This window comes from Micromonospora kangleipakensis, from assembly GCF_004217615.1.
GTDB lineage: Bacteria > Actinomycetota > Actinomycetes > Mycobacteriales > Micromonosporaceae > Micromonospora > Micromonospora kangleipakensis.
This window is the reverse complement of the sequence record NZ_SHLD01000001.1, coordinates 4,761,377-4,787,075: the sequence shown is the minus strand read 5'-3', so window position 1 is coordinate 4,787,075 and position 25,699 is coordinate 4,761,377. Positions and strand designations below refer to the sequence as shown.

The window sequence follows — 25,699 nt, the reverse complement described above, 5'->3', positions numbered from 1 at the left end:
TTCCGGCAGGGGTGGGGGAGCGACAGCGCAGGGCGGCCCTTCCCGCGGTGGGGACGGGCCGCTCTGGCGGTCAGTTGTCGGTGCTGTCGGCCTGCTCGGCATCGGCCGAGGCGAGTTGGTAGCGGGCGGGTTGTTCGCCGATGAGCTGTGCGGTGCCGGCGCGGGCGAGGGTGTCGAGGGCCTGGCCGATGGCGCCGGTGCTGCGGCCGGGGAGGTAGACCGCGATGCGGCTGGCGGTCCAGCCGGCGATGCCACGGTGCTCAGGCAGCCGGTTGTCCCGCATGACCTGAGCGACGAGCTGCGGCAGCTCGCCGGGGCGCAGCCGGGGCAGCCCATTGGCGAGGATCCGCGGTTGACCCTGGCGGCTGTGGGGCTGGTCGCGGCGACACGCTCCGCAGTAGGCGGAGGTGGTCTGCCCGCAGCCGGGGCAGACGCCGGCCAGCTGCGCCTGGCAGCCCCGACACCGCTTCGGCGGCTCCTGCTCTTCGCCGGTGGGGCCGGCCGTGGACGCGTCGATCGGTTCCTCGACGGCGGTCGGCTGCCCGGCGCTGTCGACAGGCGGCACATCGGAGAGTTGCCGCCGGGTGGGCGCCCCGTCGGCCGGTTCCCCGCCGTCGACGCTGGTGATGTGCCGGGCGGTGGACAGGGGAGCTGGATCGGTGGCGGGGCGGCCACCTGTGCGCTCACCCACCTGATGCCCGTTGTCCGGGCCGTCACCTGGGGCTGGGAGGGTGAGCTGCGCGGTTGGTGTCGGTGTGCTCAAGGCGTGTCCTTTCCACGAAAGAGCCCGACACCGGGGGCGGCGTCGGGCTGGGGAGGCGGAGTGTCAAGCGGGCAGGACCGGGTGTTCGCCGGTGGCCCCCGCCCCGTCGTGCCAGAGGGTGCGGTCGCGGGCCGCCCACCAGCGCAGCAGGGACGAGCAGGCAGTCGCCTCGTCCGCGGCGGCGGGCAGCTGGTGCACCAGGTGCGGTTGCTGGGCGCGGTGGGCGGGATCGGCGTAGGCGGTGGGCTGCCACCCGTCCGGGTGGGGGCGGATGTCGCCGATGACGGTGCCGGAGGTGGCCAGGCCCCACGCTTCGGCGGCGACCCGGTCGGGAACGACGATCCAGCTGTCGCCGTCTGCGCCGAGGGTGACCATCCCGTGGCGAGGGTTGTACGGCGCAGGGAGCAGGTGGCGGATGAGCGGGTCGGCGGAGATCGGTCGGTGTTTGCGCCAGGCGCCGTAGGCGGTGACGACGGCGTCGCGGCCGGCCTCGTGCCGTTCAAGCAGTTGGAGCAGACGCAGGGTGTCGGCGTCGAGGCTGTGCGGTCGGGCGAGGGTGGCGTAGCAGGTGAGGGTGTCCAGATGGTGGGTGCAGTGCTGGCGCAGCCGGTGCAGGGTTTCGGTGAGTTGGCGGGCCGTGAGGGTGAAGTCGTAGGCGGCGCGGTGCAGTGCCACCGCGATGTCGGCGACGGGATCGCCGGCGGCGGCGTCGTGCCGCCACAGGTGGTCGGTGAGCACGTCGTTGGTGGCGACGGCGATCGCGGTGAGAACAGGGTCGTAGGACACGGGGACCTCCTTGGTGGGCTGCCCGGCGGGGCAATGTCGGGGATGCGGTGCTCGTCGCTTGCGTCATGGCCGGCAGGTGACCTCGACGGCGCAGTGCCTCGGTGTCAGGGGCGTGGGGCGGCGTGGACGGCGACGATGTGCCGGTCCCGCGGCAGGGCGCGCAGATACGCGGCGGCGTGGGCGAGGTAGCGCAGCCGGTCGGCGAGGCTGTCGCTGGCGGGCTCGAGGAGCCGGCCGTCGTCGGTCACCATGGCGTCGCCGGCGATCGCCCGCTGCCAGTGCAGGACGCCGTAGGTGACCTCACCCGCCTGGTAGGCCTCGAGCTCCTGCAAGTGCAGGGGTACGCGGGCGTGGGGGTGGCAGTTATGGGCGAGCATGGCCAGCACTCGAGGTTGGGCTTCGAACCGCCGCAGCGCCTGCTCAGCCGTGAGCCGCTGGTCGGCGCGGAAGTCGCGTAGCGGGCGGGCGGCGGGGATGCGGGCGACGACGTGGGACCACACCCGCCACCGGTAGACAGCGTCAGCGTGGGCGAGGGTGGCGGCGGCGGTCAGGTCCAGCCGACGCAGCCGACCACCGGCGGCGATGGCGACCGCGGCGCGGCGGCGCACGGGATGGACGAGGTGACGGGCCGACCAGCGGCTGATCACGCCGCTGATCGCCCGGCGGCGGACGGGAAACATTTGCACCGGGATGCTGGTGGCGAGGCGCTGCCGGTCGAGGATCTCTGAGGCGGAGAACCAGTCGGCGCAGGTGCCGGCGGGCATGCAGACGATGACGAGTCGGACGTCGGACACGACAGGGTGCTCCCTTCTGCAGGGGGAGGGGATCCGCAGGGGTTGCGTCACAGGGCGCGGGAGGCGATCGCGGGCCGACCGTTCGGTGGGCGAGGGGAATCGCGGTGGCGCGGGTGACAGGGGTACGGAGACAAGGTGTGCGGTGGACCGTAGCCGGCGCATCTGTCAACGCGGCGGTATCGACAAGCGGCTGACCTGCAGCGCCAGGTGTTGGACGTGATCTGTCAGGTGCTGTCAGGTCGATGTCCGTGTGATCGAGTTGCGCGTGTGCAGGGCGAACACCCCTCTCAGCCGATGAGCGGGTGTTCGCCAACGAGCGATCGTGCCTCAGTAGCGACGTGGCCGGAGACGTCCCAGCAGGGCAGCACGAGGAGATCAGGGAGAGACTCAGACGGGGGCTGTCTTTGCGCCTGCGGGCCGGTTTGGTCCCGCCACGGTGGGCGATCCAGTGGCGTTACGAGCGCGAAGGAGACGGCGAGGGCGTTGATGAGTCCATTACCTGCAGAACGCGTTGCCGGAGGTCGTCCCGGGCGGAGGGCCAGGGATGGGAGAAGGCGGCAGCTTCCAGCGATTTGGGAAAGATCCGCCGGACGCTGTCCGGGTTCTCTTCACCGTCCTCTGGGGCCTGGTACGTGACGGGTGGACCCAGATGCAAGGCGATCGGCATCGCCACCCCGGAGAGCTGGTCGATGTCGACACCAGCCGGGCCCTTGGCGACATCCGCCGGACTCAACCACGAGCAGTTCACCCATGTATAGATGGTGCGCACGTCGCTCGCGGTGTCAGCCCAACCCGGTGCCACCCCGAACACCGACGCCACGCAGACCGGCCGCGGGCCCGGTTCCCGGGTGACTTCGGTACGAAAGGTCGGGTCGTGTTCGAGCGCCTCCACGACCCGCGCGGCGAGTTGGTCGCGCAGCGGCTCAGGCAGCTTCCGCCCACTGGGCGCGGACATCCACCACACGACGAAGACACCGGACGCCGCGGCGAACAGCAGCACCAACGCCAGCACCCGCCATCGACGCATGTGCGAGCCTCCCCGTTCGGATCACGCGAGCCCAGAGCGACGAACCCCGACGGCGCCCGCCGACCGCGCGCGTTCGGCGCCGCCCTGTCGTGCCGAGTACAGGATGTGTGAGGGGATCCGGGTCAGGGCGCACGACGCCCGACGGCCCGCTCTGGTGATCGAACGACGCTACGGTTGACGTTGCGGTCCGTCCCCTAGAAGGAGCGCCCAACCATGATCCTCCCGAAGGTTCGGGACCCTCGCTTCATCACGGTTCGTCGCGGTGGGACCCTCACTGATTCGGATCATCATCTCCTCGCTCTTTGGGCGGCGTCGTGCGCGGAGCACGTCCTTCACCTGTTCGAGTCGGTTCAGCCTGAGGACCCACGACCACGTGAAGCGATCGAGCACGCCCGCGCCTGGGTGCGTGGTGAGGTCAAGATGATGCAGGCTCGCGCGGCGGGCGGCCATGCAATGGGCGCGGCCAGAGACCTGCGTGGGGCAGCACGGCATGCCGCGTACGCTGCTGGCCAGGCGGGGGCCGTCGCACACGTCGCCGCGCACGAACTCGGTGCGGCCGCCTATGCGATCAAGGCCGCACGTGCTGCCGCCCGGAAAGGCGAGAGCGATGCCGCAGGGCGAGTTGAGTGCCGATGGCAGCGTGACCAACTCCCGGAGGCGATTCGCGAGTTCGTGCTCGACGACCAGCGGTTGCGGAACGACATCTGCTGGTCGGTGTTTGACTGCTGAGCGGGCGTGTGGCTGCGAGCCCACCCCAGCGCTCATCCGAATCTGCCGCCGACCGGGCGTCACGTTGCGGCCACGAATTCCCTGTGGCGCTCGAAGCGCGGTCGTGCCGAGTCGAGAATTCGAGATCCAACTCAATGAAAGTCCCTACGAACGTACGGGACTTGGCTTCGAGCCCTACCCGGCGACGTTGGTCACCGCCGGCTTGTCGCTGGTCACTATCGTTACGCCGGGCGCGGACAGCCCCTTCAGTCGAGGGTTGCTCGACGCGCTCAGAAAGGCGCTGATCAGTCAGGCACACGGCTGATCTTTCCGCTGCGACCTACCGCTGGGCATCCTCATCTGCCGCGAGTCGCGCTGTCGTGCCGATGTGAGTGCGTACGCATCCGCCTGGTATACCTGACGGCCACGTCGTCCCACGCGTTTCTACCTATCGCAATTGCGTTTTGAGCACCCTTAAATCCTCGGACCGTTCTCCAGGCTGAATCAAGAAATCTGAGAGCTTGGAGCTGTTGGACCGCATACACCTTTCGATGGATTCTTGATATGGCTCTAGCCAATCCAGAGTCATGCGGCCTTCCTCGTAGGCGGCACCCCAATAGAAGGGTTCACCCTTTTCGTCCGGCACAAAGGGCAGCGAGACGATCATATGGCCGACTTCCGTCAAGGCTGGACTGCCGTTTGTCTCTACCGCAACCTTGATCTTGTAGAGGGAGACTCCATGAATAGCGGAGGTCTCGGGATTCTGAAGGCGCACGAGAAAGCGGTCCGCCTCGTCCGGTGCTATCTGCTGGTTGATGCGGTGTTCAATTGAGTCGCCAGGCTTGGTATTTGCCGGAATCACTAGGTCGTACTTCCCGGAAACCGGAATCTCTCCCTGTGTGGCGCACAGGTCGACGCTCAACTGATCTTGGACGGAGAGGATGATCTTCCTCGTGACCACCCTTGCGTCTCCCTTGTTGTGGACTTTGATATCGATACTGGCTGGCTCGATCGTACCGTTGCCCGTCGTGTTTTCTACGGCCATGTCGATAGCTTCCAACGTGCCTTCGGCAGGAAATATGCGACCGACGAGCTTCTCCCCGACTGGAGTAACGGCAGCGCCAATAACGAGTAGTGCAACAGCTCCAACGGTTGCGATAACGCGGCCATTCAGCAATTCGTCGAGACCGCGTCCTCGCTTCTCAATCGAACGCCGACCACCGGCATCCCGACTCTGTCTTTTGGGTCGGGCGCGGTTAGCCATCGTATCGCGACCAAGTCATCTGAGACTCTCCCCCTGAATCAAGAGGTATAAATTCTTACTGCTGTCACTGTCTACCGTGGCAGTGTCGCGCAAAAGGGAGGTAATCAGCAATTGCGGACGAGAACAACGTGTGTCGGTTTCACGACAACACGGGCGCGTGCCCCGACACCGAGTTCGACTGACGGACGCAGAGTCCGCCCCACCGGATTGCCCCTGCGTCGAATCGCGGCTCTTCGAGGTTAGTGGGGGGTCGCGGAGGTCGGCAGTATCCTGAGTGGACCCCGGGTGAGGATGCCCGTAGCTCTGGGCGATCATGCCTGTTGTCGAAGCAAGATGATCACAAAGAAGAGCTACGGGCGTGGTTAACGATACGACGCGACTGCTGGGCCTTGACGGCCTGGCCGTGGTGGGTAGGCGCCCGGCTGCCGCAGAGCCACACCAACGCCGAGGTGGTACGCGCGGCGAGCGGCGCCGGGTTGGCGCGGCGCGATCTCAGCGAGCTGGCCCGGTTCCTAACCGCGCGAGATTCAGCGTGAGCGAGGGGCTCAGCCGCGGGCGTGCCGCCGCAGGATGTCCGCCAGTTCCTTCGGCCGACTGAGCGCGACGCAGTGACCCGCGGCGATCTCGTCGGGGGTGATGCCCAGGCGCTCGGCCACCTGCCGGCGCATGAAGTCCGGCGGGAAGAAGCGGTCCTGCGTGCACAGTACGAACCCGGTCGGCACGTCCGGCAACGCCTTGAGCGGCCACGGCGCCCGCATGGCGGCGGCTGAGGGGTGGTTCCGCTCCTTGCTCATCGCCTCCTCGGCCAGCGCCCGCGGCATGCCGTGATAGAAGGACACGTACGGGTCGTCGTTGCCGGTCAGGCCGCCGTCGCGGGCAGCCTGTTCCCGCACCGCGGCGCGGTAGCCGGTGTTGGCCCACCAGTCGTCGGGTGTCTCGCCCGGTGCTGGGATCATCCCGGCTACGAAGACCAGCGCGTCCACCGAAAGCCGGTCGGCGACCAGCGGTGCGGTGAACCCGCCGAACGACTGCCCCGCGACGACCAGGTCCGTCCGGTCGCCGACGGCCGCTACCACCGCGTCGGCGTAGTCGGTCAGCTGCGCCGTATCGTCGTCGGCTGGCAGGTCGGGGGCCACCACGTCGTGCCCGTGCGCCCGCAGCTCGGCCGCCACCAGGTGCCAGTACCAGCCGACGTCACCCGCTCCATGGATCAGCACGAAGGTACTCATTAGCCGGAGTCTAGGCACCGGCCGGCCGAAGACAGTGGCACCCCTACCGTGAATGTCGCGCCCTCACCCGGGGCGCTGCGCACGCCGACCGCGTCGGAGACGACCGGATCTGCCGATGTGCGGATGCTTGGTGCCGAGAAGAAGCGTCACCCGTGAGCCGATGCTTCGCGTGCGTCGAGGAGTTCCTCCCAGTGTTCCTGAGCCCAGGCGCACGCGGCGGCCATCGGCTGGAGCAGGCTGCGGCCCAGCGGGGTCAGTCCGTACTCGACGCGACGCACCGGCTCGGGGTGGCTGGTGCGCTTGATCAGGCCGTCGCGTTCCAGTGTCCGTAGTGACTTGGTGAGCGCTTTTGCGGTGATGCCACGCAGCGGGACTCGAAGCTCGGAGAACCGCCGCGGCCCGCGCTCCAGGCACCGGACGATCATGCCGGCCCACTTGTCGCCGATACGGATCGGCGACAGATCGGAGGGGCAGACCGGGTCGAACATTTCGGGGTCCAGGGGCGTCGTCACGGCCCCACGGTAGCCGGTATCCGATCGGTAACCGCGTGCCCGGATACGGTCTGCGGCGGCGTCGGCGATCGGGCCGGTCCAGGGAGGCGAGGTATCGGATGGGCAAGATTGTGGTTTTCGGTGCGGGCGGCCGGGCCGGACGGGCGGCCGTCGCCGAGGCGCGCCGACGTGGTCACCAGGTCACCGCAGTGGTCCGCGATCCAGGCAGGCACGGCGGCCCATCGGCCGACGGCGTGCACCTGGTGGCCGGTGACGTGACCGACGGGGACAGCGTCGCCCGGGTCGCCGCTGGACACGATGCCGCGATCAGCGCCGTCTATGACGCCGCGGCGCAGCCCGACACCTTCTACACCGGCGCCGCCCGCGCCCTGCTCGACGGACTGGCCCGCGCCGAGGTGGCGCGGCTACTGGTGGTCGGCCTGGCGTCGGTGCTGAAGACCAAGCACGGGGTGGCGCTGATGGACACGCCCGGCTATCCGCAGGAGTACCGCTTGTTCTACCTCGCCCACGCCGCCGGTACGCAGGTGCTGCGTACCGCGACCACCGGGGTGGACTGGCTGGTCGTCAGCCCTGCCGGCGACTTCGACCACGGCGGCGCACGCACCGGGCGGTACCGTACGGCGGTGGCCGACGCGGCCAGTCGCGTCTCGTACGCCGACCTCGCCGTCGCGCTGATCGACGAGATGGAGACCCCTACGCACCACCGGACTCACCTGGGCGTCGAGGCCGCCTGATGGCCGAGGAAATCTCTGACAGCCCGAGGCCCTGGGTGGCCGAACACATCCGCCGTTTCGTGGAGACCAACGGCAACGCCCGAACCGGCATGAACGACCTGTTGCTGACCACGCGTGGCCGCAGGTCAGGAAAGCTGCGCCGGACCGCGCTGGTCTACGCACGAGACGCTGATCGCTACGTTGTCGCCGCGTCCAACGCGGGAGCCGACCGGCACCCCGCCTGGTACCTCAATCTCCTCGCCGATCCCGACGTCACCGTGCAGGTCGAGGCCCAGACCTTTCCAGCGCGGGCGCGGACCGCCACGGCCGAGGAAAGGCCGAGACTGTGGCAGCTGATGATTACGATGATGCCGTCCTACCGGGAGTACGAGAAGGCGACCGCGAGAGACATCCCCCGTGGTGATCATCGAACCTTCTCCTTGATCTGGCGCGCTCACCACCAGCACCGCAATCAACGGGGGTTCGCGGCACTACACAGCGTCCGTCCACCGAGGTACTGTGCGACCTCATGTAGATCGCCACCAGGTCCGTTCGACAAATCCCCCCGGAGCTACCGGGCGAGGTCATGCCCGCTCAGCTACTCCTTCAGGTATCCGGTGGCGGGGTCGATCTCCGCGAGGAAGTTGCGGACGGCCTCCTCCATCTCGGGCAGGGTCATTGCGGAGCCGTCAGCTCTGGTGATCCCGAAGCCATAGTCGTGCGGCCCGCTGAGCCAGTCGAAGTCGTACTCGCCGGTCTTCTCAGCACGCTCACGAATGCGAAAGTCCTGCCCGTCGACCGTCATCATGATCGGATCATTCTTGGCATGGCGCGGTCTCGTGTGCTCGGGCGCGAGGCCCGGCTCCGGTTCGGTTGACATGCCTGCTCCTTTCCGCGGCCGCCCGCCGGGCTTGCCACGGTCGGTATTCACGGGGCCGGTTTGTAGGCCACCACCTCGACTACGCGCACATCTTCCGTCACGTCGGTCACCGTAGCGGCCCGGTACAGCCAGCCGTACAGACAAGACCGCCGGCCAACGCCAACACGACCCGACAGTGACGGACGGCCTGACCAGAGGCGGCCTGTCCTGATCAGCCGACCGTGATCTTCTTCTAACCACCAGGCCACCGCGGGCCGTCCACGCCAACCCTTGACAGCCGCTATTGAGACTCGTCCGGTAGCGCGCTCCATCCCGCTGCATGCCGACATGCGGGCCGCAGCTCGGCGCCACCAGGACCCCCTGTGTTTGGTCGCGCTAACCCGACGGCTCACCCACTGCCCCCGGGTTTGTCTCGCCGCGGCCGTGCAGGTCAAGCTCACCGTCACGCCAGTTGGGGTTGCGGGGATGGTCGCGGCCGTGGTCGCTGGGAAGCTCCGTGAGGTTCACCCGGCGCCATGCGTCGGCCGGCAGCCACCCCGCGGCGGCCGGGTCAGTGTCGTGGGTGGCGGTCGCCACGGGGACGGGGAGGTCCATGCGGCGCAGGGCGTGCTGCAGGTGGGCCTCGCGCCCTCCTGGGGGCAGCCAGAATAGCACCGGGTAGCGGGGGCCGCCCCGCCGGACGAGGTCTGCGTACCGGCCGAGCTTCGCCACCAACCGCGGCAGGGATTCGGTGCCCCGGTCGCACTCGAGGAAGAACCCCACCGTGCGGGCTGCGGTCGTCCAGAGCCCGTGGCCGTCGGGGTGGACGGTGAGGAACTGCCGGGCGGCCATGGCCTCGGACCACCAGCGGTCGAGGCTGGTGTCAGCGCTGGTGCGGGCGGCGTGGTGCAGGCGCACGAAGAACTCGTTGACCGCCACGAGGTGGGTGAGGGTGGGGCTGGCGGACAGGCGTAGCAGCCGTTCCCGGTGGCTGCGTTCGGTGGGGGAGGGGCGGCGGGTGACGGCGGCTTGGAAGCGGGTGCCGGCGAGCCCGAGGACCCAGTGCCAGGGGTGGCTGCCGCCGTCGGCCCGGGCGAAGCGGAACCGGTCGAGCAGGTCCAGGGCGCGCAGTTCGACCAGCCGGATCTGGCAGGTGCGTTCGGCGCGGAATGCGAGCCGGTGGATCTGGTCGGTGGTGAGGACCTGATGCTCGTCGAGCAGGTGCAGCAGCCACCGGTCCCTGTCGGTCAGGTGCGGGTAGATGAGGAGCAGGTTGTAGGTGGACATGCAACATCACCCCCTTCGAGGGGAAGGGCTTCCCGGTAGGGAGTCCGGACGGGCCGACCGCAAAGGGATCAGGCGTTCTCGCAGGTGGGGTGCCTGACAGCGGCGGGACATGACCGCGGGTGGGGGCTCGTTTCGGTGACACCCCCAAACGCGCCCCCATCCGCGCGCGGAAACGCACCCCCGCGCGCGGTCACCGTCGACGGCCCATGGACCGGCGGGCGGCGCGTTGGATGGCCGGCTCTCCGCTGCGGGCGTGGGCGGCGGCGCACGCCTGCCGGATCGCGGTGGCCTCACCGACCGGCGGTGCGGGCGGGTTGGTGGTGAAGGTGAACGCGGGCAGTTCCCGGTTGCCGACGAGCAGCCGTGCGGCGGCGGTGTGTACGTCGAGGTGGGCGAGGTCGTGCTCATCGATGTCGGGGCGGGTGTGGATGGCCAGGTCCTTCGCGTCGGAGGGGTCGACGGTGAAGTAGATCTTCGTGCGGGCGTTCGCCGACACCGCAGCCTGGGTTTCCTTCGGTAGTTGGGCCAGGTTCTGATGGGCCAGGACGAGGCCGAGGCGGAAGCCGCGGGCCTCGGCGAGCATGTCGTCGACCGAGCCGGGCAGGGTCAGGAAGTTCTGGCATTCGTCGATGTAGATCGTGGCGTCGCGGCGGGCCGTTTCCGGTTGGGTGGCGCGGGCGATGGCGGCCTGCCACGTGCGGGCGACGATGAGGGAGCCGAGGATCCGGGCGGTCTCCTCGCCGAGGATGCCCTTCGGCAGCCGGCACAGCAGCAGCCCGCCATCGAGGATGTCGGCCATCTGGAACGACGAGCGGGCGGTGCCGATGACGTCCTTGACGAAGTCGCGCAGCAGGAAGGCGCGCAGCCGGGCGAGGACGGGGCCGATGACCTGCGCCCGCAGCCCGTCGTTCATGGAGTCGTACCACTGCCAGAACCCGCCGAGGCCCTCCGGGTCGGTCAGGTCGTGGGTGAACCGGGCGCGGAAGCCGTGGTCGTTGAGCAGCGGGGGCACCAGCGACAGGGTGGGGTTGGCGTGCCGCATCAACGTCAGGCAGGACACGCGCAGGGTGTCGTCGATGCGCGGGCCCCAGTGCCGTTGGAAGATCTTGGCGAAGATGCCGACGAGATTGTCGACGGCCAGGTGCGCGTCGCCGGTGTCGTCGAGGGGGTTGAAGCAGGCGGGGTTGGGCTGGTCGGGGTCGATGATGGCGATGCGATCGGCGTAGGTGGCGGGTAGCCGGTCGAGGATGTCGGTGACGAGGTCACCGCGGGGGTCGATGACGACGGTGCCGCGGCGGGCGTGTACGTCGGCGAGGATCATGTTCAACAGCAGGGTGGACTTGCCGACGCCGGTTTTGCCGACGAGGTGCACGTGTTGCCGGGAGTCGACGACGTGCAGGCCGACGGAGTGCCCACCGACCTGGGAGCGGCCGAGGACCTTGACGCTGCGTCCACCCGACGGCACGGCCACCGGCGCGGGGACGGCCTTCGCGCGGGCCCGGTCAAGGCCGGGCACCGCCACGTCGCGGGGGATGGCGGCCAGGGCGGCGAGTTCTTCGACGGTGGCGAGGAAGCCGCGGCGCAACCGCCGGCCGGCGAGGACCGCGACGGGGCGTCGGGTGGGGATGCGGCGTAGCCGGTTGGGGCGGGTGTAGGTGGCCGCGGCGGCGTAGATGGTGTGGGCCACGGCGGCGAGGCGGTGGCGCTGCTCCTGCGTCCGGTCGGGTCTCGGGTCGGCGGCCACGGCGTAGCGGACGGCGATCTCGAAGTGCGGCACATTCACCGCCTTGACCACGGCGGCGCGGTGGTGGGCGTCCGCGATCGGATCCCGGCGGATCGCCCGGGCCTCGGGCCGAGCGGGGCGTGCGGGCGGGTTGAACAGTTCCACCAGCCACAGCAGCGGCGTCACCGCGACCGTCACGGCCGCGTTCAGGGCGATGGCTGCAGCGTCCGGGCGGGCGCCGGTCGCGGCTGCCCGGCGGGCGGCGGCGACCCGCCGCGTCGGGGCCGGCCTGGCGAGGACCTGAAGGCAGGCATGCTCCCGGGAGCGGATGGCGGCGCCGGCGGCGAGCAGAGCCCGCAGCGGGTCGTTGTGGTGCTCGGTGCGCAGTGGCAGCGTGTCCGGGTGCTGAGGCCACAGCGCGCCGCCGTCCTGATCGGCGAGGTCAGGAATGGGTGGACCGGCGTCGGCGGTGGTGAGGGTGCAGCCGGGCCAGGCGGCGGTGACGGCTGCTTCCACGGCGCCGTCGGCGACGGTGCCGGGCACCCACAGGCGGATGGTCAGGCTGCGGCCCGTCCACGTGTACTCCCAGCCGACGTGCGGGTGCCCGCGTAGCCACCACCAGCGGCGTGCCGGGGCGAGGACCCCGGCCATGGTGGTCCACAGGGCGGCGGCCGACTCGGCGTCGACCTCGGGCGGGGCGGCCACGGTCACCCACCGGGCGCCTGCGCAGTGTCGGCGGTGCCGCCATCGCAGTAGCTGGTCATGGCCGGCCACGGCCGCCACCGCGGCGACGGTCAGCAGAACAAGAGCAATCATGGGTCGCCTTCCACATGTTGATGCCTTCCAAGACGTCGACACCGTGCCGTCGCCGGGTCAACGGGTTGTGCTGGCTGCGGCCGCCCAGCTAAACCGGCGACAGGACGAGCTGCTCAGTCCGAAGTCGCTGACTGCGGCTACCTATCTCTGTGGCGGGTGCCGCCGCGGCCCTGCCAGGGGCGCCCTGGCAAGTGCGGCTTGCTGCAGGGCATGCCCGCCGCCTACCTCGCGCAGGACAGTCCGCGGTGGATCACCCCGCGGTGGAGGCCGGCCCGCACCAGGTCAAACCTGTGCGACGGCAGCACTCTCTGCCGCTACGCAAGATCATGGTTATGAGCCTGCAGACCAGAGCCACCGTGCGGAGCGGATGCCATCCGGGCAGCTCCGACAATTGATTCTTGGGACGACCTTCGCATGACCCGCGGCACACGACGGCGGGTCACGCCGTGGCCGCGGGCGCCAACATCAAGGCGCTGCAGCAGATGCACGTCGTACGGGTGGCAACTTGATCTCTGAGACCGAGCTGCCCGCCATGGCGTACCTGCTCGATCCTTGCCTGGCCTGTGGAATGCCCCCTCGGCACCTGCGGAGTCAGCAGCCGGCAGTCGACTGCGTGACAACTGGATGGGACCAATGACCAACAGGTAGGGCGACGGATGCATTGGCTCGCAGCCAGATTGGAGAGCCGTCATCGGCAGCCGGTCATCTCTCAACTGTCTGCCCACGGCGGCTCTGCTGACTGCTCATGCCCGGCGGCGACCACCCGAGGTGCCGACTGCTGGCTCCTCGACCGCCCGATCTACCAGGGGTGCCGGCAATCCAGCGGGACTGGTTACCGCCAGCCCATGCTCGCGCGCCGATGCCACCGCCCGGAACGGCACCCGCGTCCCACCAGCGACGAGCAGGCCTTCCCCGCGGCCCGCGGACACCAGCAGCCGTGCCTCGCCAGCGGTGAGCCCGAACGCGTCAACGACAGCGTCAATGGCCTGGCTGGACTGGCGCAGCAGCACCTGCGTCGCCGCATTGGACACCACCGCAACGCCCAGCTCGGTGGCGAGCAGATCGGCGGCGTCCTGCGTCACCACGGTGAGGCCGGCCGCCCGTTTGCGGGCGGCTTTGGCCATGCGGGCGAGAAACCGCGCACCTTCACCATCACGCATGAGCAGCCACGCCTCGTCGACCACCACCAGCCGGCGTCGCGTCGCCGCCCGGTTGTCCACGTCGCGCCAGATCGCATCCAGCGCCAACATCGTCCCGACGGTGCGGAGTTCGTCTGGGAGATGCCGCAGCGACCAGACGGTCAGGTGGGAGCGCGGATCGACCGTGGTGGGGCCGGTGAACATCTGCGAGTGTGAGCCGTGCGTCCAGGGAGCCAGTCGGGCGGCCACGCCGCGGGCGATCTCGTCCCCGTCGGTGAGGGTGGCGGCGAGATCGGGCAGCAGCGGAGCGGGCCGTTGCCACGTCGCGGGGTCGCTGGTGATGCCGGCCCGTCGGTAGGTGTCGATGATCGCCCGGTCCAGGGCGGCCTTCTCCGCTGCATTCAGGGCTGTCCCCGTCCCCGTCCCCAGCATGACGGCGATGACGGAGTGCAGGGCCAGGCCGCGGCGGGTCAACGTGTCGGGACGATCATCCGCGGGCAGGTCGAGCGGGTTGACGCGCACCCCGTGCTCGCCGAGTCGCACCACCGCGCCGCCGACGTGACCTGCGAGCGCCACGTACTCGTCCTCGGGGTCGATGACCGCTGCGTGCACCCCCTGGTACAGCTGGCGCAGCAGGTCGCACTTGACGAAGTAGGACTTGCCGGCGCCGGACCGGGCCAGGACCACCATGTTGTGGTTGTCCTGCGCCCACCGATCCCACATGAGCACCCCCGCGGAGTCGGTGTTCACCCCGTACAGCACCCCACCGACCTCCGGCAGCCGCCCCGGCGGCGGCGCGGCCAGGTCGGCGCTGGCGAACGGGAACGCCGCGGCCAGAGCGTCGGTGTCCATGACCCGGCGCATTCCGACCGCGTCGGCACCCAACGGCAGGGTGGTGGCGTAGCCGAGGTGGTGGCGGAAGGTGGTCGGCTGCAGATCCAGCAGCACCGCCGCGGCCGCCGCCCGCACGCCGGCCGACACGTCGGCGAGCTGCTCGACGGTGCGGGCGTGGACGGTGACGTAGACGCCGACGCGGAACAGCTTCGCCGCTCCACGTGCCACCCGGTCGGCGAGGTCGGCGGCGTCCCCGGCGGCGGCGTCGACGACGGGGTCGCCGAGGCGGCCTTTATCGGCGTCGAGGCGGCGGCTGGACTCCAGCCGGGCGCGCTGCTTGCGCAGCATCGGCGCCGCGAGGACCGGCGGGACCGGGTCGACGTGCACGGCGACGGTCACCCGCGCCGGGTAGGACAGCAGCGGCTCCAGCCACGCCGGGCCGACGTCGGCGGGGTAGCCGCACACGGCGAACGTGGCGGCGTAGCCGTCGCCAACCCGCACATGCCCCGGGGTGACCTGCAGCGCGGCAGGCGCCGGCGCCAGCTCATCTGTCATCGGTTGCTCCTGATGATCGGGGTGCCGGGAACCGCGCGGGGGCCCGGCACCGGCGGGTCGTAGGGGTCGGCGGCCGCGGCGAGGGCCGCCGTGACGGCGGGACCGTCGAGGACCTGCGCCGTGACACCGACGGCCGCCAGGGCACGGACCGCCGGCTCGTGGGCGCCGGCGACGGTGACGGTCACCTGCCGGCGCAGCGGTTCCCGCTCGGCGTCCAGGTCGCGCAGGAACGCCGCGTAGTCGGTGGCGGCGTCGCGCAGCGCCGGATGCGGCAGGGCGTCGGTGTGCACGGCGTCGGCGTAGGGGGCGAGCAGGTGGCGGTGGGCGGCGACGACGATCTGCGCCGGTGCGGTGAGCGCGTTCAGCCAGCGGCCGAACCCGTCGAGCAGCCCCCGCTGCTCGTCGACGGTCCGCAGGGCGATGTTCGTGGTGCCGCAGGCGACCAGCGTGCGGGCGGTCCCGTCGACGTGCACCGTGCCGTCGGCGGCGATGGCGACTGCGGCGGCGCGTAGCGGGGCGGGCACCGGCGCAGGGGCGTCCAGCACCGGTACGCCGCCGGGCTGCCCGGGGGCCTGCAGCCGGGGTGTGCGGCGCAGGGTGAGGCCGTGGCGCAGCCACACGTCAAGGGGAAGGCCGTCGCGGCGGCCCAGGGCGACCACCGCCGTCACCGCGGCGACGGGTACCGCCAGCGCCAGCCACACCGGCAGCGGCAGTGCCGGCCCGAACTGTGAGTAGACCGCCCAGCTGGTCGCGCCGACGCCGGCAAGGATCGCCAGCTGCCGGAACGACAGGCCCCAGGCGATGCGGTCGGGGGTGTCGATGTCGGCAGGTACCCGGGTCGTGTAGGGCTGCTCCATCCGTTGCCTCCCAGGGGTTGGTGAACGATCGGTGTGGCGGGGTCAGCGTCTGATGGGCAGCCGGCGGGTCACCGACTGCACCACCAGCGTGCGCAGCACCACTCCTGCGCTGCTGCGACCCGATCCGTTGTGCAGGGCGTAGCGGCCGATCAAGGACGGGATCTTCACGGTGAACCACAGCACGCCCGCGGCGATGAACAGGTTCACCACGTCCGTGCTGCCCGCCGGGGTCAGCAGCACGGTCATGTTGGCGTCCGAGTCCAGCAGCAACCGCACGCCGGTGGTGAAACACAACGCCTGCGCGACCGGCGTGGCCAGCGTGCCCAGCAGCGCACGCCACCACAGCTGCGCCGCCGGCTGCAGCTGCGGCAGGCAGTAGCAGGCCAGAGCCAGCGGCGCGAGACCCGCCAACACGATCAACGTCATGATCCGCACCAGCCAGGTGGCCAGCAGCAGGTAGAACAACACCACGATGATCACTGCGATTACCACCGCCACGACGGCGGACGCCGGGTCGGTCATCGCGGACACCAGATGCGCCCGCACGAACTCCACCGACCGGGGACCGCTCGAGGCGTCGCCGACAAACGCGGCAGTGACAGAGTTCGCCACCTCGATCAGCACCCGGCACACCGGCACCCCGAACGCGGACATGACGAACCCGAACACCAGCCGCGGAAGCAGGTCCTTCACCTCGTAGCGGACCTGCACCGTGCCGTGGACCATCGCCGTCAGGCCGGCCACCACGACCGCCAGCGCGAACGCCGCCCCCACAATCGCCGCCGAGCGGTCTGCCAGCATCCGCACCTGCGGGAACACCGTCACGTCGGGGGAGGTGAAGAAAGTGGCGCCGAGCAGCGACACCAGGGCCGACAGCATGCCCTGCACCCGCTGCGCGAGCCAGCCGACCGCGTCGTCGAGCAGCCAGCCGGTCACCTCAGCCGCCGAGGATGCCCTGCAGCACCCGCAGGATCACCGGCGCCAGCACCGCCAGGGCGTAGCCCATCAGCGCCGACTTCAGGTTCCCCTTGGCTTGCTCCACCTGCGCCGGATCGCCGCCGGCGGTCATGTAGCGCAGGCCCCCGATGACCAGGAACAGGGTGGCCACCGCGGCGAGGATGCCCATGATCCAGTTTTGGATGCCGTCGATGACCTGGGGGATGGTCTTGACCGGTGCGGCGTAGGGCAGCAGTACGACGGAGGTGAGCAGGGACGTCACAGGCATGGTGGGCTCCTTCACGGTGAGCCGGACGCGGCGGCACCCGGTGACCGGCCGGGTAGGGGCGCTCCTCCCTCTCGCGATCAAAGGTTGGTGGTCAGTACGCCAACCGGATCCCGACCGGCCACCGGCGGCTGCCGCCGCGGCGGGCACGCCATCAGCGGCATGCACCCGCCAATACCTGTGCTGTCAGACGCAACGAACTCCACGCCGACCTGACACAACCTGACAGACAGCCTGGATGCGGCAGGCCCGCGACGCCATGCGCGGTGCCGGGCTGCGCACCGACGAGGAATCCGTCATCCGCGGCCGGGACATCGTCCGTGACTGGGTCAAGACCGGCGCCGGACCTCGGACGCGCGATGCCATCCTCCGTCACGTCGCCGATGAGGACCTGCTCGCCCGGCAGGGCACCCTCGTCTTCGCCGTGCGCGCCATCGACCAGGCCGCCCACAGCTTCCAGCCCGCACTGACGGTCGACTTCTTCCACCTCTACGATGGCGACCGGGATCGCCGCCGGCTCCGCAACCCGGACGACTGGCAGAAGGTCGTCGCTCCGTCCCTCGCGCAGGCTGTCCGCGATCTGGAAGCCTTCGGCGTCCGCCGGGTACACGTCATCGGTGCGATGCGGTTACCCCTCTGGTTCGCGATCGGGGTACGCCTGCCCGACACCCGCGGATGGGCCTGTCCCTCGACCAACGCACCGTCGAGTGGTGCACCGATACGCCCCCGGCCGACGTTGACGCACGTGTCCTCAGTCGCGTCAGCCTCGACCAAGGGCCTGACCTCGCCGTCGCTGTCGCGTTCACCCACGACGCCACCGCCGACGTAACGGCCTACCTTCGCGACACCGTCGCGCCGATCGCGAGCTGATCGTGCTCGGACCCACCGGCGGTCCCGGGCAGACCTCGGTACCCGACGCCTTGATTGCTCGGCCACCATTGGAACCTCATGCCACCCGCGGTGGTGTACGAGCACCTTGAGCCCGGCTCCGCCCCATCACGACGGTCAGTTGAACAACGGACCGCGACCCATCGCATGGCGAGCGGATCCCTGCGTGGGGCGAGGCCAGCTGCGGCGATGACCTCTTCGTCGATGTCCGCTCAGTCCTGCTCGGTCAGAACGTGGTCGGTGGCGTCTTTGCCTGCACTGAGAAATACACCAATCGATCTGCGCCGCAACCGACAGCGATCCTTTCGTCACCGCGGCGCCCCGGGTCCCGGAGACGACTTACCGACACGGTGTCGGCACGATAGCCACACTGTTTAGGTAACTACGCAGGGATGGAGGTCGCTTCGAGTCCGGCGATGATCAGCGTGGGAAGTTGGCGGGGCGAAGTGCGGCTAGGACGTCCCTAATGAGCTCCTCCGACACGTCGTGGCGTTGCCGGCGGATCGCCGCGAGAATGCGCTTCGGCCCCCAGTCCGGAAACTCGTCCATCTTCGTGATGATCAGTTTCAGCATCTCGTCACTGGGCGGCGGCAACGGGTTGCCGTGGCGGTCGCGCCGCTGGATCGGCCGGAACAGGCGCTTGCCGATGTCGTCGTCGAGGACCACGTAGACCTCCCGCTGCCGTCGGTATGAGCCGACGCTAGGGTTGGCCGTTCGTGCGGGTCCATGACCGTGTGACCGCGCGAACATGACGAAGACGTGCACGAACCTGCCGTATCGGCGGAGCTGACCGGCTCGGTCGACGGTCCCGGATGTCTAAGCTGATGCTCCATCTTCCGTCCGGTCGCATGCGCGGGAAGGGGCCTTCGTCAGCTGTGGCCGTCCACGTCGCCGTCGTCGACCCGCTACCGATGTTCCAACAGGGCGTCGCCACCGTCCTGGCAGCGGCGGGATACGCAGTGGAGGAGCCTGCTGACGTGCTGGCCTGGGTACGGCGTGATTCCCGGGTCGTGGTGTTGCTGACCCTCGGCGGCGAGCGCGAGTGGGATCTGCTCGGACAGCTGCGGGGGAAGGAGCCGGCGCCTGCTGTGATCGCACTCCTCGAGGAGGGAGCCCCGGTGGGGCTCGGGGTGCGGGCTGTCCGGGCCGGCGCGCGTTCGGTGCTGTGGCGTCAGGTGACCGCCGGAGCCTTGCGGCGCACCGTGGACGCAACGGTCGATGGGCAGGCAGTGCTGCCCTCGGTGGTGGCGGCGGCGCTCGCCGCCGGAACGCCGACGACCGCCGGACGGCAGTCGAGACTGTCGGAGGAGCAGCTGTCGTGGCTGCGCCGGCTCGCCGTTGGCGTGACCGTCGCGCAACTAGCCGACGACGTCGGCTACTCGGAGCGGGCGATGTATCGGCTGCTGCATGCGGTCTACCAGGAGATGGGCGTCAGGACACGCGTGCAGGCGATCATGCAGGCACAGGACTCTGGCTGGCTACGCCCTGAAACGGGCGGTCCTACGGCCGGCCCGCCTGGTCGTGGATGATCGCGTTGATGACCGGCTGAAGGCGGCCCGGCCGCCGGCCGCACTCATCGAGGTGCCCGACCAGTTCCGCGAGCCGGTTGGCGATGCCCGGAGCCGCCGGCGCAGTCTGGTCGCGGGCGGAACGGAACGCGGCAGTGGCGTCCTGGAGGGCCCGGTCGTCGGTCAAGCCACGCCAACTGAGCGCGTACCCCTCGAATTGCCGTGCACCGACGTCGCGCGGGTCACGGCGGCGTCGCTCCTGCGCCTCGCGTCGCAACTGCTCGAACCGGCGGTTCGCCTCTGCGGTGTGGCCGCGGAGAGCGGCCACCAAGGCGCGCAGTGCAAGCACGACGAGGGATCTGCCGGCCCGCCTGTATCGGTCAGCGCGCTCGATCGCATCGCCCGCCTCGTCCAGCTCGCCGAGTCGTAGGTGCGCGACGCAGAGGGTCGTCTGTGCCTGCAACTGGATCACCGGGCTGTGCTGCCGCCGTGCCGCGGCGAGGGCCATCGCGGCCGTGTCCAGCGCCTCACGGCAGCGGTCCGGGTGGAGCAGCAGGTCGGCTCGCCCGTCGAGGCACGCGGTGCGCAACGCTGGGTCCGCGTGCTCGGCCGCTTCCAGCTCGGCGACGCCGACGAGCCGCGCGGCGTTGCCCATCTCGCCCAACTCCGCGTGCCATCGGCCCAGTTTCAGCGCGATGTTGACCGCCCGAGATGCACTGGCGTGCTGCGCGCTGAGCAGCGCCATCCTCGCCAGCTGCATCGCCGCCGCGTACTCGCCCCACCGGCGGTGACAGTCGGCGAGCCCTTCCAGAGCGCCCATCCGGTCTTCGATGTCGGTGTGCTGCTCGGTGTCGGTGTGCTGCTCGGCCATGGACAGGGCCTCACCGTAGAGGTCGGCAGCCCGTTCGGTCTCGTTGTGCTCCCAGTGCATCGCGGCCATGTTGGTGAGGATCTTCCGCCGGCTGGGTAGGTCCTCGAGACTGGTTTCGTAATCCAGTGCCTTCGCGAAGGCGTTGTTCGCCGCGTCGAACCGCCCGCGGATTGCGTAGAGGTGGCCGAGGGCGTTGTAGTTGGACATCTTGTCAAAGGGGTCGTCCAGCAGCTCCTTGATTTCCTCGCGGCGGTCGAGCAGGAGTAGCTCGCAGTCCCAGCGCTGGAGCACTTCGTCGATGAACTCCATCAGCTCGTATGCGGCGCCGTACAGCTCAGCGCGCAGCAGGATGTCCAGCTCGGCGAAATGCGGTTGCAGGTCGTCGACGTCGTGGACGTCGGCGTTGCGCTTGCGCCGCCGGGAGAGCTCCTCGGCCGCGTCGTGCAGCAGGTCCTGCCAAGTCGTCGCGCCGTCGAGACGGCTATCGGCCGGTGCTTCCAGCATCCGGCGAAGGTTGGCGGCGGGGATGCAGTACCGCCCGTCCGGTGTCTGGTCGACCACGTGCCGATTCACCAACCTTCCCAGCGCCGCTCGAACGCGCCGCTCCGACAGTTCTGTCCGAAGGAGGGTGGCGACCGCGGCCGCGTCGACTGGCGTCCCGTATGCGGCGAGCGCCACCAGTGCCCGGCGCGACGCGTTGGGCAGATTGTCGATCAGCTCGTCGGCGAGGAACTGCGGAACCTGTCTCGCCGGTAGCGCCGATATCCGTGCGGCGAGCGTGTCGGCCTCGAACTCGCTGTCGGACCAGGCGACGACGGCGTGCAGCATGTCGGCGTGGCGAGGGTTTCCTTGCAGCTTACCGCAAAGCATCGTGAGCGTGGGAGCCTCCAGGATCGCCAGACCGAGCCGTCCGCCGGGGTCGAGGCGAGCGAGATACGTGCTGAACTCTTTGCTTTCGAGGCCTTCGATGTTGATGCGCCGTGCGGTGTCGGGCCAGGTGTTGCCGTCGGCAGACGCCGGCTCGACCCGGGTCACGAGGATGACCTTGACCGAGTCGTGCGGCGTGGTCGACAGGAACTCAAGGGCTTCGTCAAGATCGGTGTCGCGCACCTCAGGCCGGCCGTCCCGCAGCAGACGCTCGGCCTGGTCGATGATGATCGCTACCCGTTGGTCGAGGGTCTCCACCGCTGACGCGAGCCGCGCGAGTGACGACTCGCCGCGCCGGAGACGGCCGGCTGGCACGACCCCGGCCTCGATATCGTCGATGAGGGTCTTCAGGTCCAGCTGCGGCGCCGCGGCGGCGTTGTGGCGGTAGGTCTGGGGGCGGGTCTGCGGAAGCTCACGGTGGACCTTGCGGACCAGCGCCGACTTGCCGACGCCGGCCGGTCCGTGCACCACGATCACGTTGGGCCCCGGGCCGAGGATGGCCGCGCGGAGCGCTGCCTGTGGACGCTTCTGGTTCAGAAACTCGCCGGTCGAGGCCGGGCTCGCGTCGCCCGGAAGTCGTTGCTGCGGTGAGGGGATCCGGTCCGCCGGTGTGACGACCAACGGCTTGCCGTCCTCGAACACCGCCGGGGTAAGCCGCTGCGGCGCACCTTCCGGCTGCTGCGTCACCATCGTGTGCGCCAGCCGCGCCGCCAGCCGCAGGCACCACCAGCGGCCGGGCGGCCCGATGGACCGGTAGGTGGTGTGCAGCAGCGCCGAGGCCAGGAGCGAGACCGGCAGCTGTTCCGCCCACATCTCCTGATAGCCCGCGTGGATGAAGGGCGCGTCGCCGGGGTCTCGGAGGGTGTCGACGACATCGGTCAGGTCGGCGGGAAGCTGACGCCCTACGGTGGGCCTGGGCCGCAGAACGTACTCCAGCAACGCGTTCTGCTGTGCGGCCCCCATTGTCCTCGCTTCCGTCGCCAGGATGGAGACCAGCAGGGTCGCCGGGTCGCGGGTTATCGGCGCTGCGTTGTCAAAGGTGGCGAGATCGATCAACCGAAACGCGGCCGGTCGTGGGATGCCGTCGATGGTGGGCACTAGGATGTTGTCGACGTGTAGGTCCCCGTGGGTGCGCCCGGCAAGACAGGCCAAGGGCCCCTTGGTGGACGGGCCTGCGGCCGACGTCAGCGCGAGCGGGTTGGGAAGGACGCCGTCCTCGGCGGTCTCGATCCAGCCAATGGTGGGGGCAAGCAACCAGTCGGGAAGAAGGCCGCCGCGAAGCTCGCTCTGCAACATGCTTGGCAAGGCCAGTCTCGGTGTCGAGTAGTCCCGGCCGGTCCAGTCCTCCAGCAGTGCAGCGCGAACCGTCCGGCAGGCGTCTACGCGGTCGGTGCCGGTCAACTTCGCAAGTGTCTGCATGAGGCTGAGCGAGCCGCCGGCGATCTGCTGGCCGATGACGATCTCGCCGTCGGGGCACTCCACCGGACCGAACGCCAGCTGCACAAGATGTCGCTCGGCGAAGTCCGCGTTCCAGGACCGTTCCAGGGCTTCCTGATGGTGTTCGCTTTCCGGCCGGCCCACCCCCGGCGGGCAGACCTTGGCGATACATCGTCTCGGCCTCGGATGCTCGGCCCGGTCGAGGGAGATCTCGACAGCGGCAAGCCGCGCGCCCGTGTAGCCCTGGGCTTTCCATTCCGAAACGTCGATCTGGATGCGCTGGTTGACCAGTTTCAAGGCCCGCACGACTGCGGCGGCCGGTCCGTTGCCGAGCGCCTCGGCGAGCCGGTCTACCCCGCTCATGAGGGCCAGGTGCCGTGAGCCGGTGGCCGGCAACCCTGAATGAGCTCGATGCGCCGCATACCGCACCGCCTTGTCCGCGCTGGTGTGAACCTGGCTGTCTGGCAGTGATCTGCCGCGAGTGTCACACACCTGCAACCGCATTGGTGCTAGCTGTAGCGGCACAATGGCGTGACTGTCGGGGTATTGACAGATCAGTAGCGTGTCGATGGTCCGGTGCTGCCCGCCGAGGAGCGGGTCATCGGCACTGCGGCTGGGTGATCAAGGCTGGGCGGTCGTGTTGATCCGCGCCTCAATCAGGCTCATGCGGTACTCGAAGTCGCGCTTGTCTCGGTCGTGGTATCGGCGGAAGAACCACACCGGCATCCGCGGCTGCTGCCTCCGCATTTGGAACAGCACATCCTGCACCTGCCGCGCAAACACCATCCATTCCGGACCCGTCGTCAGCGGCGACGCGGCCGGGTCGCCGGATGCCTTGACCACAATCTCCCGCACTCGGCTGCGCTCCCAAGTGTTTGAGAGCTGGGTCCGATAGTTGTCGAGGCACAGCAGCAGCAACCCGAGCGACGGCACGAACCACGTGCTGACGAGGTCGGGAATGCGCAGATCGGCGACGGTCCCCACGACTACTCCGGCGGCGCACCACAGCACCGAGATCGTGAGCAGCAGCTGCGCATATCGCTTCCGCACTCGGGAGCCCCAGCCGAGGTTCTGCTCTAGGCAGAACAGCACGTCGTAGGGTGGCCGGACGTCGGCGACGAGGTAGTAGTCGCGCAGACTCTGCTCGTCGCCGCGGAACCGGTACTTGAGCTCGCTCACCTGATCGTCGGTCAGCTTCTCGCCGACCGTCACGTAGTTCCATGGTAGGTCGAACAGCTCCGTGTCCAGCATTTCCTGCAGGGTTGCGCTCGTGCGCTGGTAGCGGGCTGCCCAAGGGGCGACGACGATGGCGTAGAACCCTGTCCAAACGGCGCCGATCACAGCGACCGTCGATGCGGCGGCCGGGATGGCCCGCGCAATCACACTCAGTGCGGCGACGGCTACCGAGATCAGCAGTGCGGCGGTGTGCGCCCGTTGAGCGTGCCGGTGAGCCACTGCGATCGCGCGGTGAAGGTCGATGAATCGCCTATCGTTCTGTCGGGCTGCGAGCCCAGCCATCGGACCTCCCCTGACACTCGATCAGCGGTGCCGTCGCATTGTTGCATGCAAGGTCATCGTTGGGCGGGCTGGCGGGACGTAACTTATTGTGAGTCAGTGAGCACCCGGTGTTCTTCCGGATAGTTGCCGGAGTCGACGACTCTGCCGCGTCGCGCTCGCGCTCCGTGCCGTCGCTCGGGGTCCGGCAGTCCTCCCCGGCCGGTTCAGGACCGGAGGAACGCCGCGGTGGCTACTCGTCGACGGGGGCTGGTGTGCCTGCGGCGCGGCGGATGAGGTCGACCAGCAGGCGCCGGTTGGCGGGCAGGTCCGCCTCGGTGAGCCGGATGCGGTAGCGGCCCCACCGGGTGTTGTAGGCAAGGACGTCAAGTCCGGAAGCCCCGAGTACCTCTGACACGGTATCGTCCCGGGGTATCCGGAACTCGACGATGGCGTGCTCGCGGCGCGGGCCTACCTGTACGAAGTTGTCGGCGATCCCGTCCCAGGCCAGCCCGATGTAGTGCCGGTTGTACTTGAGTGACATCCCGGGCGTGACGTCGTTGACGAGGCCGAGGATGGTGTCGGCCAGGGCGACCGATGATTGCGATCCGCGGTTAATCCAATAGGTGCGGTCGGTGGCCTGGCCAGCCTCGCCCTCCTCGTCGGTTCCGCGGTGCACCTGGCTGAGGACCGTTGTCGCGGTGAGGGTCAGGACTCCTCCGACGTCGTGGGCCCGCATTTGGATCGCGATGAGCGGGATCGCGGCATTGAACAGGCTGATCACGTTTAGGAAGCGGCTGGTGATGTCCTCGGCGACGATGACCGCGACGTGCTCATACTGCGGGTACCGCTTCCTTCGATGACCGACGTGCCATGGTACGTCTGCTCGTCCGCCGGCGGTCCCAGTATTCGCTTGTGCGGATGATATGCGCCTCGTCCGTGGCACCCAGATGGATTTCGACCTCGTACCGGGTCAGGGTCTCCGGGTCGTGCAGGAGCAGGTCCAAGCGCCCGGCGCGCGGCTGGCGCCGTTCGACGTCTTTGACGACCAGGTCGCCGAGCCCGAGCAGGTTAGGGTCCTCGGCCAGCAGGCTCTGCAGCCAGTCGGCCCGACCTTGTCCCCCCTTCTACCGCCCGTAGGTGGGAGGCGTCGACCACCGCGTAGGCCAGGTCAAGCGCCCCGGCCGCACGCAACTCTGCCAGCAGCACCTCGTGTAGGCGCTGCCATACTCCCCGCTCCTGCCAGAGGCCAGCCGCCGCCAGCACGTCGACCCGGACACCCCGAACACGGTGATGGGCAGCTTCTGCCACGGGATGCCGGTGCGCGCGACGAACAGGATGCCGGCCAGGGCCGCCCGGTCGTCACGGGCCAGCCGGCCGGGGTAGCGGAACCGGCGGCTACGAGCAGGGATCAGCGGCGCGAGCCGCTCCCACAGCCCGTCAACGATCTCCTTCTCACGCACGAGCCACTCATGTACCGGCTACC

At 69.5% G+C, this 25,699-nt stretch carries 23 protein-coding genes and 2 pseudogenes; 6 read left to right on the top strand and 19 right to left on the bottom strand.

Annotated elements, in window-relative coordinates; genetic code table 11:
• Positions 1-70 precede the first annotated feature (70 nt).
• The 4 genes from EV384_RS23080 to EV384_RS23065 form a co-directional block, all read right to left on the bottom strand.
• Complete coding sequence (locus EV384_RS23080) at positions 71-691, bottom strand: hypothetical protein (protein WP_130336469.1); 621 nt, start codon at positions 689-691, stop codon at positions 71-73.
• Positions 692-826: 135 nt separating this feature from the next.
• The gene (locus EV384_RS23075; RefSeq protein ID WP_130336467.1) at positions 827-1,549 is read right to left on the bottom strand and encodes a hypothetical protein; all 723 of its coding nucleotides are present in this window, start codon (positions 1,547-1,549) and stop codon (positions 827-829) included.
• Positions 1,550-1,653: 104 nt separating this feature from the next.
• A complete protein-coding gene (locus EV384_RS23070; protein WP_130336465.1) occupies positions 1,654-2,343 on the bottom strand; it encodes a hypothetical protein in 690 nt (229 codons plus the stop codon).
• Positions 2,344-2,797: 454 nt separating this feature from the next.
• Positions 2,798-3,370: a hypothetical protein gene (locus EV384_RS23065; protein ID WP_130336463.1), complete on the bottom strand. Its 573-nt coding sequence runs from the start codon at positions 3,368-3,370 to the stop codon at positions 2,798-2,800.
• A 213-nt stretch (positions 3,371-3,583) separates the two neighbouring features.
• Here EV384_RS23065 and EV384_RS23060 point away from each other — a divergent pair, with 213 nt between their 5' ends.
• Positions 3,584-4,099, top strand: a complete 516-nt coding sequence (locus EV384_RS23060; protein WP_130336461.1) for a putative immunity protein — start codon at positions 3,584-3,586, stop codon at positions 4,097-4,099.
• A 103-nt stretch (positions 4,100-4,202) separates the two neighbouring features.
• On the top strand, positions 4,203-4,403 hold the full coding sequence (locus tag EV384_RS35510; protein WP_207232425.1) for a hypothetical protein: 201 nt from the start codon (positions 4,203-4,205) through the stop codon (positions 4,401-4,403).
• Between the two features lie 123 nt (positions 4,404-4,526).
• On the opposite strand, the gene EV384_RS23055 is transcribed toward EV384_RS35510, so the two are convergent.
• The 3 genes from EV384_RS23055 to EV384_RS23045 form a co-directional block, all read right to left on the bottom strand.
• The gene (locus tag EV384_RS23055) at positions 4,527-5,342 is read right to left on the bottom strand and encodes a hypothetical protein (RefSeq protein ID WP_130336459.1); all 816 of its coding nucleotides are present in this window, start codon (positions 5,340-5,342) and stop codon (positions 4,527-4,529) included.
• Between the two features lie 545 nt (positions 5,343-5,887).
• Positions 5,888-6,571 carry an alpha/beta fold hydrolase gene (locus tag EV384_RS23050; protein ID WP_130336457.1) on the bottom strand — a complete coding sequence of 228 codons (684 nt, stop codon included), beginning with the start codon at positions 6,569-6,571 and terminating at the stop codon, positions 5,888-5,890.
• Between the two features lie 146 nt (positions 6,572-6,717).
• Positions 6,718-7,083 carry a winged helix-turn-helix transcriptional regulator gene (locus tag EV384_RS23045; protein ID WP_130336456.1) on the bottom strand — a complete coding sequence of 122 codons (366 nt, stop codon included), beginning with the start codon at positions 7,081-7,083 and terminating at the stop codon, positions 6,718-6,720.
• Positions 7,084-7,181: 98 nt separating this feature from the next.
• Between EV384_RS23045 and EV384_RS23040 the strand changes: the two genes are divergently transcribed.
• Together EV384_RS23040 and EV384_RS36250 are read left to right on the top strand one after the other, a co-directional pair.
• On the top strand, positions 7,182-7,817 hold the full coding sequence (locus tag EV384_RS23040; protein ID WP_130336454.1) for an NAD(P)-dependent oxidoreductase: 636 nt from the start codon (positions 7,182-7,184) through the stop codon (positions 7,815-7,817).
• Positions 7,817-8,212, top strand: a pseudogene (locus tag EV384_RS36250) (nitroreductase family deazaflavin-dependent oxidoreductase); the annotation flags it as partial. The gene EV384_RS23040 and the pseudogene EV384_RS36250, both read left to right, overlap by 1 nt.
• Positions 8,213-8,394: 182 nt before the next feature.
• Here EV384_RS36250 and EV384_RS23030 read toward each other — a convergent pair.
• From EV384_RS23030 to EV384_RS23000, 7 genes are all read right to left on the bottom strand, one after another.
• Positions 8,395-8,676, bottom strand: a complete 282-nt coding sequence (locus tag EV384_RS23030) for a hypothetical protein (protein WP_207232732.1) — start codon at positions 8,674-8,676, stop codon at positions 8,395-8,397.
• 375 nt (positions 8,677-9,051) lie between these two features.
• Positions 9,052-9,942: a replication-relaxation family protein gene (locus EV384_RS23025; protein WP_130336450.1), complete on the bottom strand. Its 891-nt coding sequence runs from the start codon at positions 9,940-9,942 to the stop codon at positions 9,052-9,054.
• 190 nt (positions 9,943-10,132) lie between these two features.
• Complete coding sequence (locus EV384_RS23020; protein ID WP_130336448.1) at positions 10,133-12,481, bottom strand: type IV secretory system conjugative DNA transfer family protein; 2,349 nt, start codon at positions 12,479-12,481, stop codon at positions 10,133-10,135.
• A 743-nt stretch (positions 12,482-13,224) separates the two neighbouring features.
• Positions 13,225-15,009 (bottom strand): VirB4 family type IV secretion system protein, encoded by a 1,785-nt coding sequence (locus EV384_RS23015; protein ID WP_130336446.1) that lies wholly within the window; start codon positions 15,007-15,009, stop codon positions 13,225-13,227.
• Entirely contained in the window at positions 15,006-15,866 is an 861-nt protein-coding gene (locus EV384_RS23010) for a PrgI family protein (RefSeq protein ID WP_130336444.1), read from the bottom strand. Before EV384_RS23010 ends, EV384_RS23015 begins: the two co-directional genes overlap by 4 nt.
• Before the next feature lie 42 nt (positions 15,867-15,908).
• Positions 15,909-16,802, bottom strand: a complete 894-nt coding sequence (locus EV384_RS23005; protein ID WP_130336442.1) for a conjugal transfer protein TrbL family protein — start codon at positions 16,800-16,802, stop codon at positions 15,909-15,911.
• A 1-nt stretch (position 16,803) separates the two neighbouring features.
• Positions 16,804-17,091 carry a pilin gene (locus tag EV384_RS23000; protein ID WP_130336440.1) on the bottom strand — a complete coding sequence of 96 codons (288 nt, stop codon included), beginning with the start codon at positions 17,089-17,091 and terminating at the stop codon, positions 16,804-16,806.
• 235 nt (positions 17,092-17,326) lie between these two features.
• Between EV384_RS23000 and EV384_RS22995 the strand changes: the two genes are divergently transcribed.
• Complete coding sequence (locus EV384_RS22995) at positions 17,327-17,917, top strand: hypothetical protein (protein ID WP_130336438.1); 591 nt, start codon at positions 17,327-17,329, stop codon at positions 17,915-17,917.
• Positions 17,918-18,396: 479 nt separating this feature from the next.
• Here the strand turns inward: EV384_RS22995 and EV384_RS22990 are convergent, their stop codons facing one another.
• A complete protein-coding gene (locus EV384_RS22990; protein WP_130336436.1) occupies positions 18,397-18,642 on the bottom strand; it encodes a hypothetical protein in 246 nt (81 codons plus the stop codon).
• A gap of 209 nt (positions 18,643-18,851) precedes the next feature.
• Here EV384_RS22990 and EV384_RS22985 point away from each other — a divergent pair, with 209 nt between their 5' ends.
• Positions 18,852-19,505 carry a helix-turn-helix transcriptional regulator gene (locus EV384_RS22985; RefSeq protein WP_207232424.1) on the top strand — a complete coding sequence of 218 codons (654 nt, stop codon included), beginning with the start codon at positions 18,852-18,854 and terminating at the stop codon, positions 19,503-19,505.
• On the opposite strand, the gene EV384_RS22980 is transcribed toward EV384_RS22985, so the two are convergent.
• The 4 genes and pseudogenes from EV384_RS22980 to EV384_RS22965 all read right to left on the bottom strand — a co-directional run.
• Positions 19,477-23,082, bottom strand: coding sequence for an AAA family ATPase (locus EV384_RS22980; RefSeq protein WP_165440032.1), 3,606 nt, complete (start codon positions 23,080-23,082; stop codon positions 19,477-19,479). The genes EV384_RS22985 and EV384_RS22980 overlap by 29 nt on opposite strands.
• 258 nt (positions 23,083-23,340) lie before the next feature.
• A complete protein-coding gene (locus EV384_RS22975) occupies positions 23,341-24,237 on the bottom strand; it encodes an S-4TM family putative pore-forming effector (protein ID WP_130336432.1) in 897 nt (298 codons plus the stop codon).
• Between the two features lie 229 nt (positions 24,238-24,466).
• On the bottom strand, positions 24,467-24,997 hold the full coding sequence (locus EV384_RS35505) for a hypothetical protein (protein WP_207232423.1): 531 nt from the start codon (positions 24,995-24,997) through the stop codon (positions 24,467-24,469).
• 318 nt (positions 24,998-25,315) lie between these two features.
• A pseudogene (locus tag EV384_RS22965) lies at positions 25,316-25,676 on the bottom strand (transposase); the annotation flags it as partial.
• Between the last annotated feature and the right edge of the window lie 23 nt (positions 25,677-25,699).

What these genes read in the sequence shown, in the direction of transcription:
- EV384_RS23065 (WP_130336463.1), bottom strand. Translation starts at nt 3,370, where the DNA reads ATGCGTCGATGGCGGGTGCTGGCGTTGGTGCTGCTGTTCGCCGCGGCG.
- EV384_RS23060 (WP_130336461.1), top strand. Translation starts at nt 3,584, where the DNA reads ATGATCCTCCCGAAGGTTCGGGACCCTCGCTTCATCACGGTTCGTCGC.
- EV384_RS23055 (WP_130336459.1), bottom strand. Translation starts at nt 5,342, where the DNA reads ATGGCTAACCGCGCCCGACCCAAAAGACAGAGTCGGGATGCCGGTGGT.
- EV384_RS23050 (WP_130336457.1), bottom strand. Translation starts at nt 6,571, where the DNA reads ATGAGTACCTTCGTGCTGATCCATGGAGCGGGTGACGTCGGCTGGTAC.
- EV384_RS23040 (WP_130336454.1), top strand. Translation starts at nt 7,182, where the DNA reads ATGGGCAAGATTGTGGTTTTCGGTGCGGGCGGCCGGGCCGGACGGGCG.
- EV384_RS23030 (WP_207232732.1), bottom strand. Translation starts at nt 8,676, where the DNA reads ATGTCAACCGAACCGGAGCCGGGCCTCGCGCCCGAGCACACGAGACCG.
- EV384_RS23025 (WP_130336450.1), bottom strand. Translation starts at nt 9,942, where the DNA reads ATGTCCACCTACAACCTGCTCCTCATCTACCCGCACCTGACCGACAGG.
- EV384_RS23020 (WP_130336448.1), bottom strand. Translation starts at nt 12,481, where the DNA reads ATGATTGCTCTTGTTCTGCTGACCGTCGCCGCGGTGGCGGCCGTGGCC.
- EV384_RS23015 (WP_130336446.1), bottom strand. Translation starts at nt 15,009, where the DNA reads ATGACAGATGAGCTGGCGCCGGCGCCTGCCGCGCTGCAGGTCACCCCG.
- EV384_RS23010 (WP_130336444.1), bottom strand. Translation starts at nt 15,866, where the DNA reads ATGGAGCAGCCCTACACGACCCGGGTACCTGCCGACATCGACACCCCC.
- EV384_RS23000 (WP_130336440.1), bottom strand. Translation starts at nt 17,091, where the DNA reads ATGCCTGTGACGTCCCTGCTCACCTCCGTCGTACTGCTGCCCTACGCC.
- EV384_RS22995 (WP_130336438.1), top strand. Translation starts at nt 17,327, where the DNA reads ATGCGGCAGGCCCGCGACGCCATGCGCGGTGCCGGGCTGCGCACCGAC.
- EV384_RS22980 (WP_165440032.1), bottom strand. Translation starts at nt 23,082, where the DNA reads ATGAGCGGGGTAGACCGGCTCGCCGAGGCGCTCGGCAACGGACCGGCC.
- EV384_RS22975 (WP_130336432.1), bottom strand. Translation starts at nt 24,237, where the DNA reads ATGGCTGGGCTCGCAGCCCGACAGAACGATAGGCGATTCATCGACCTT.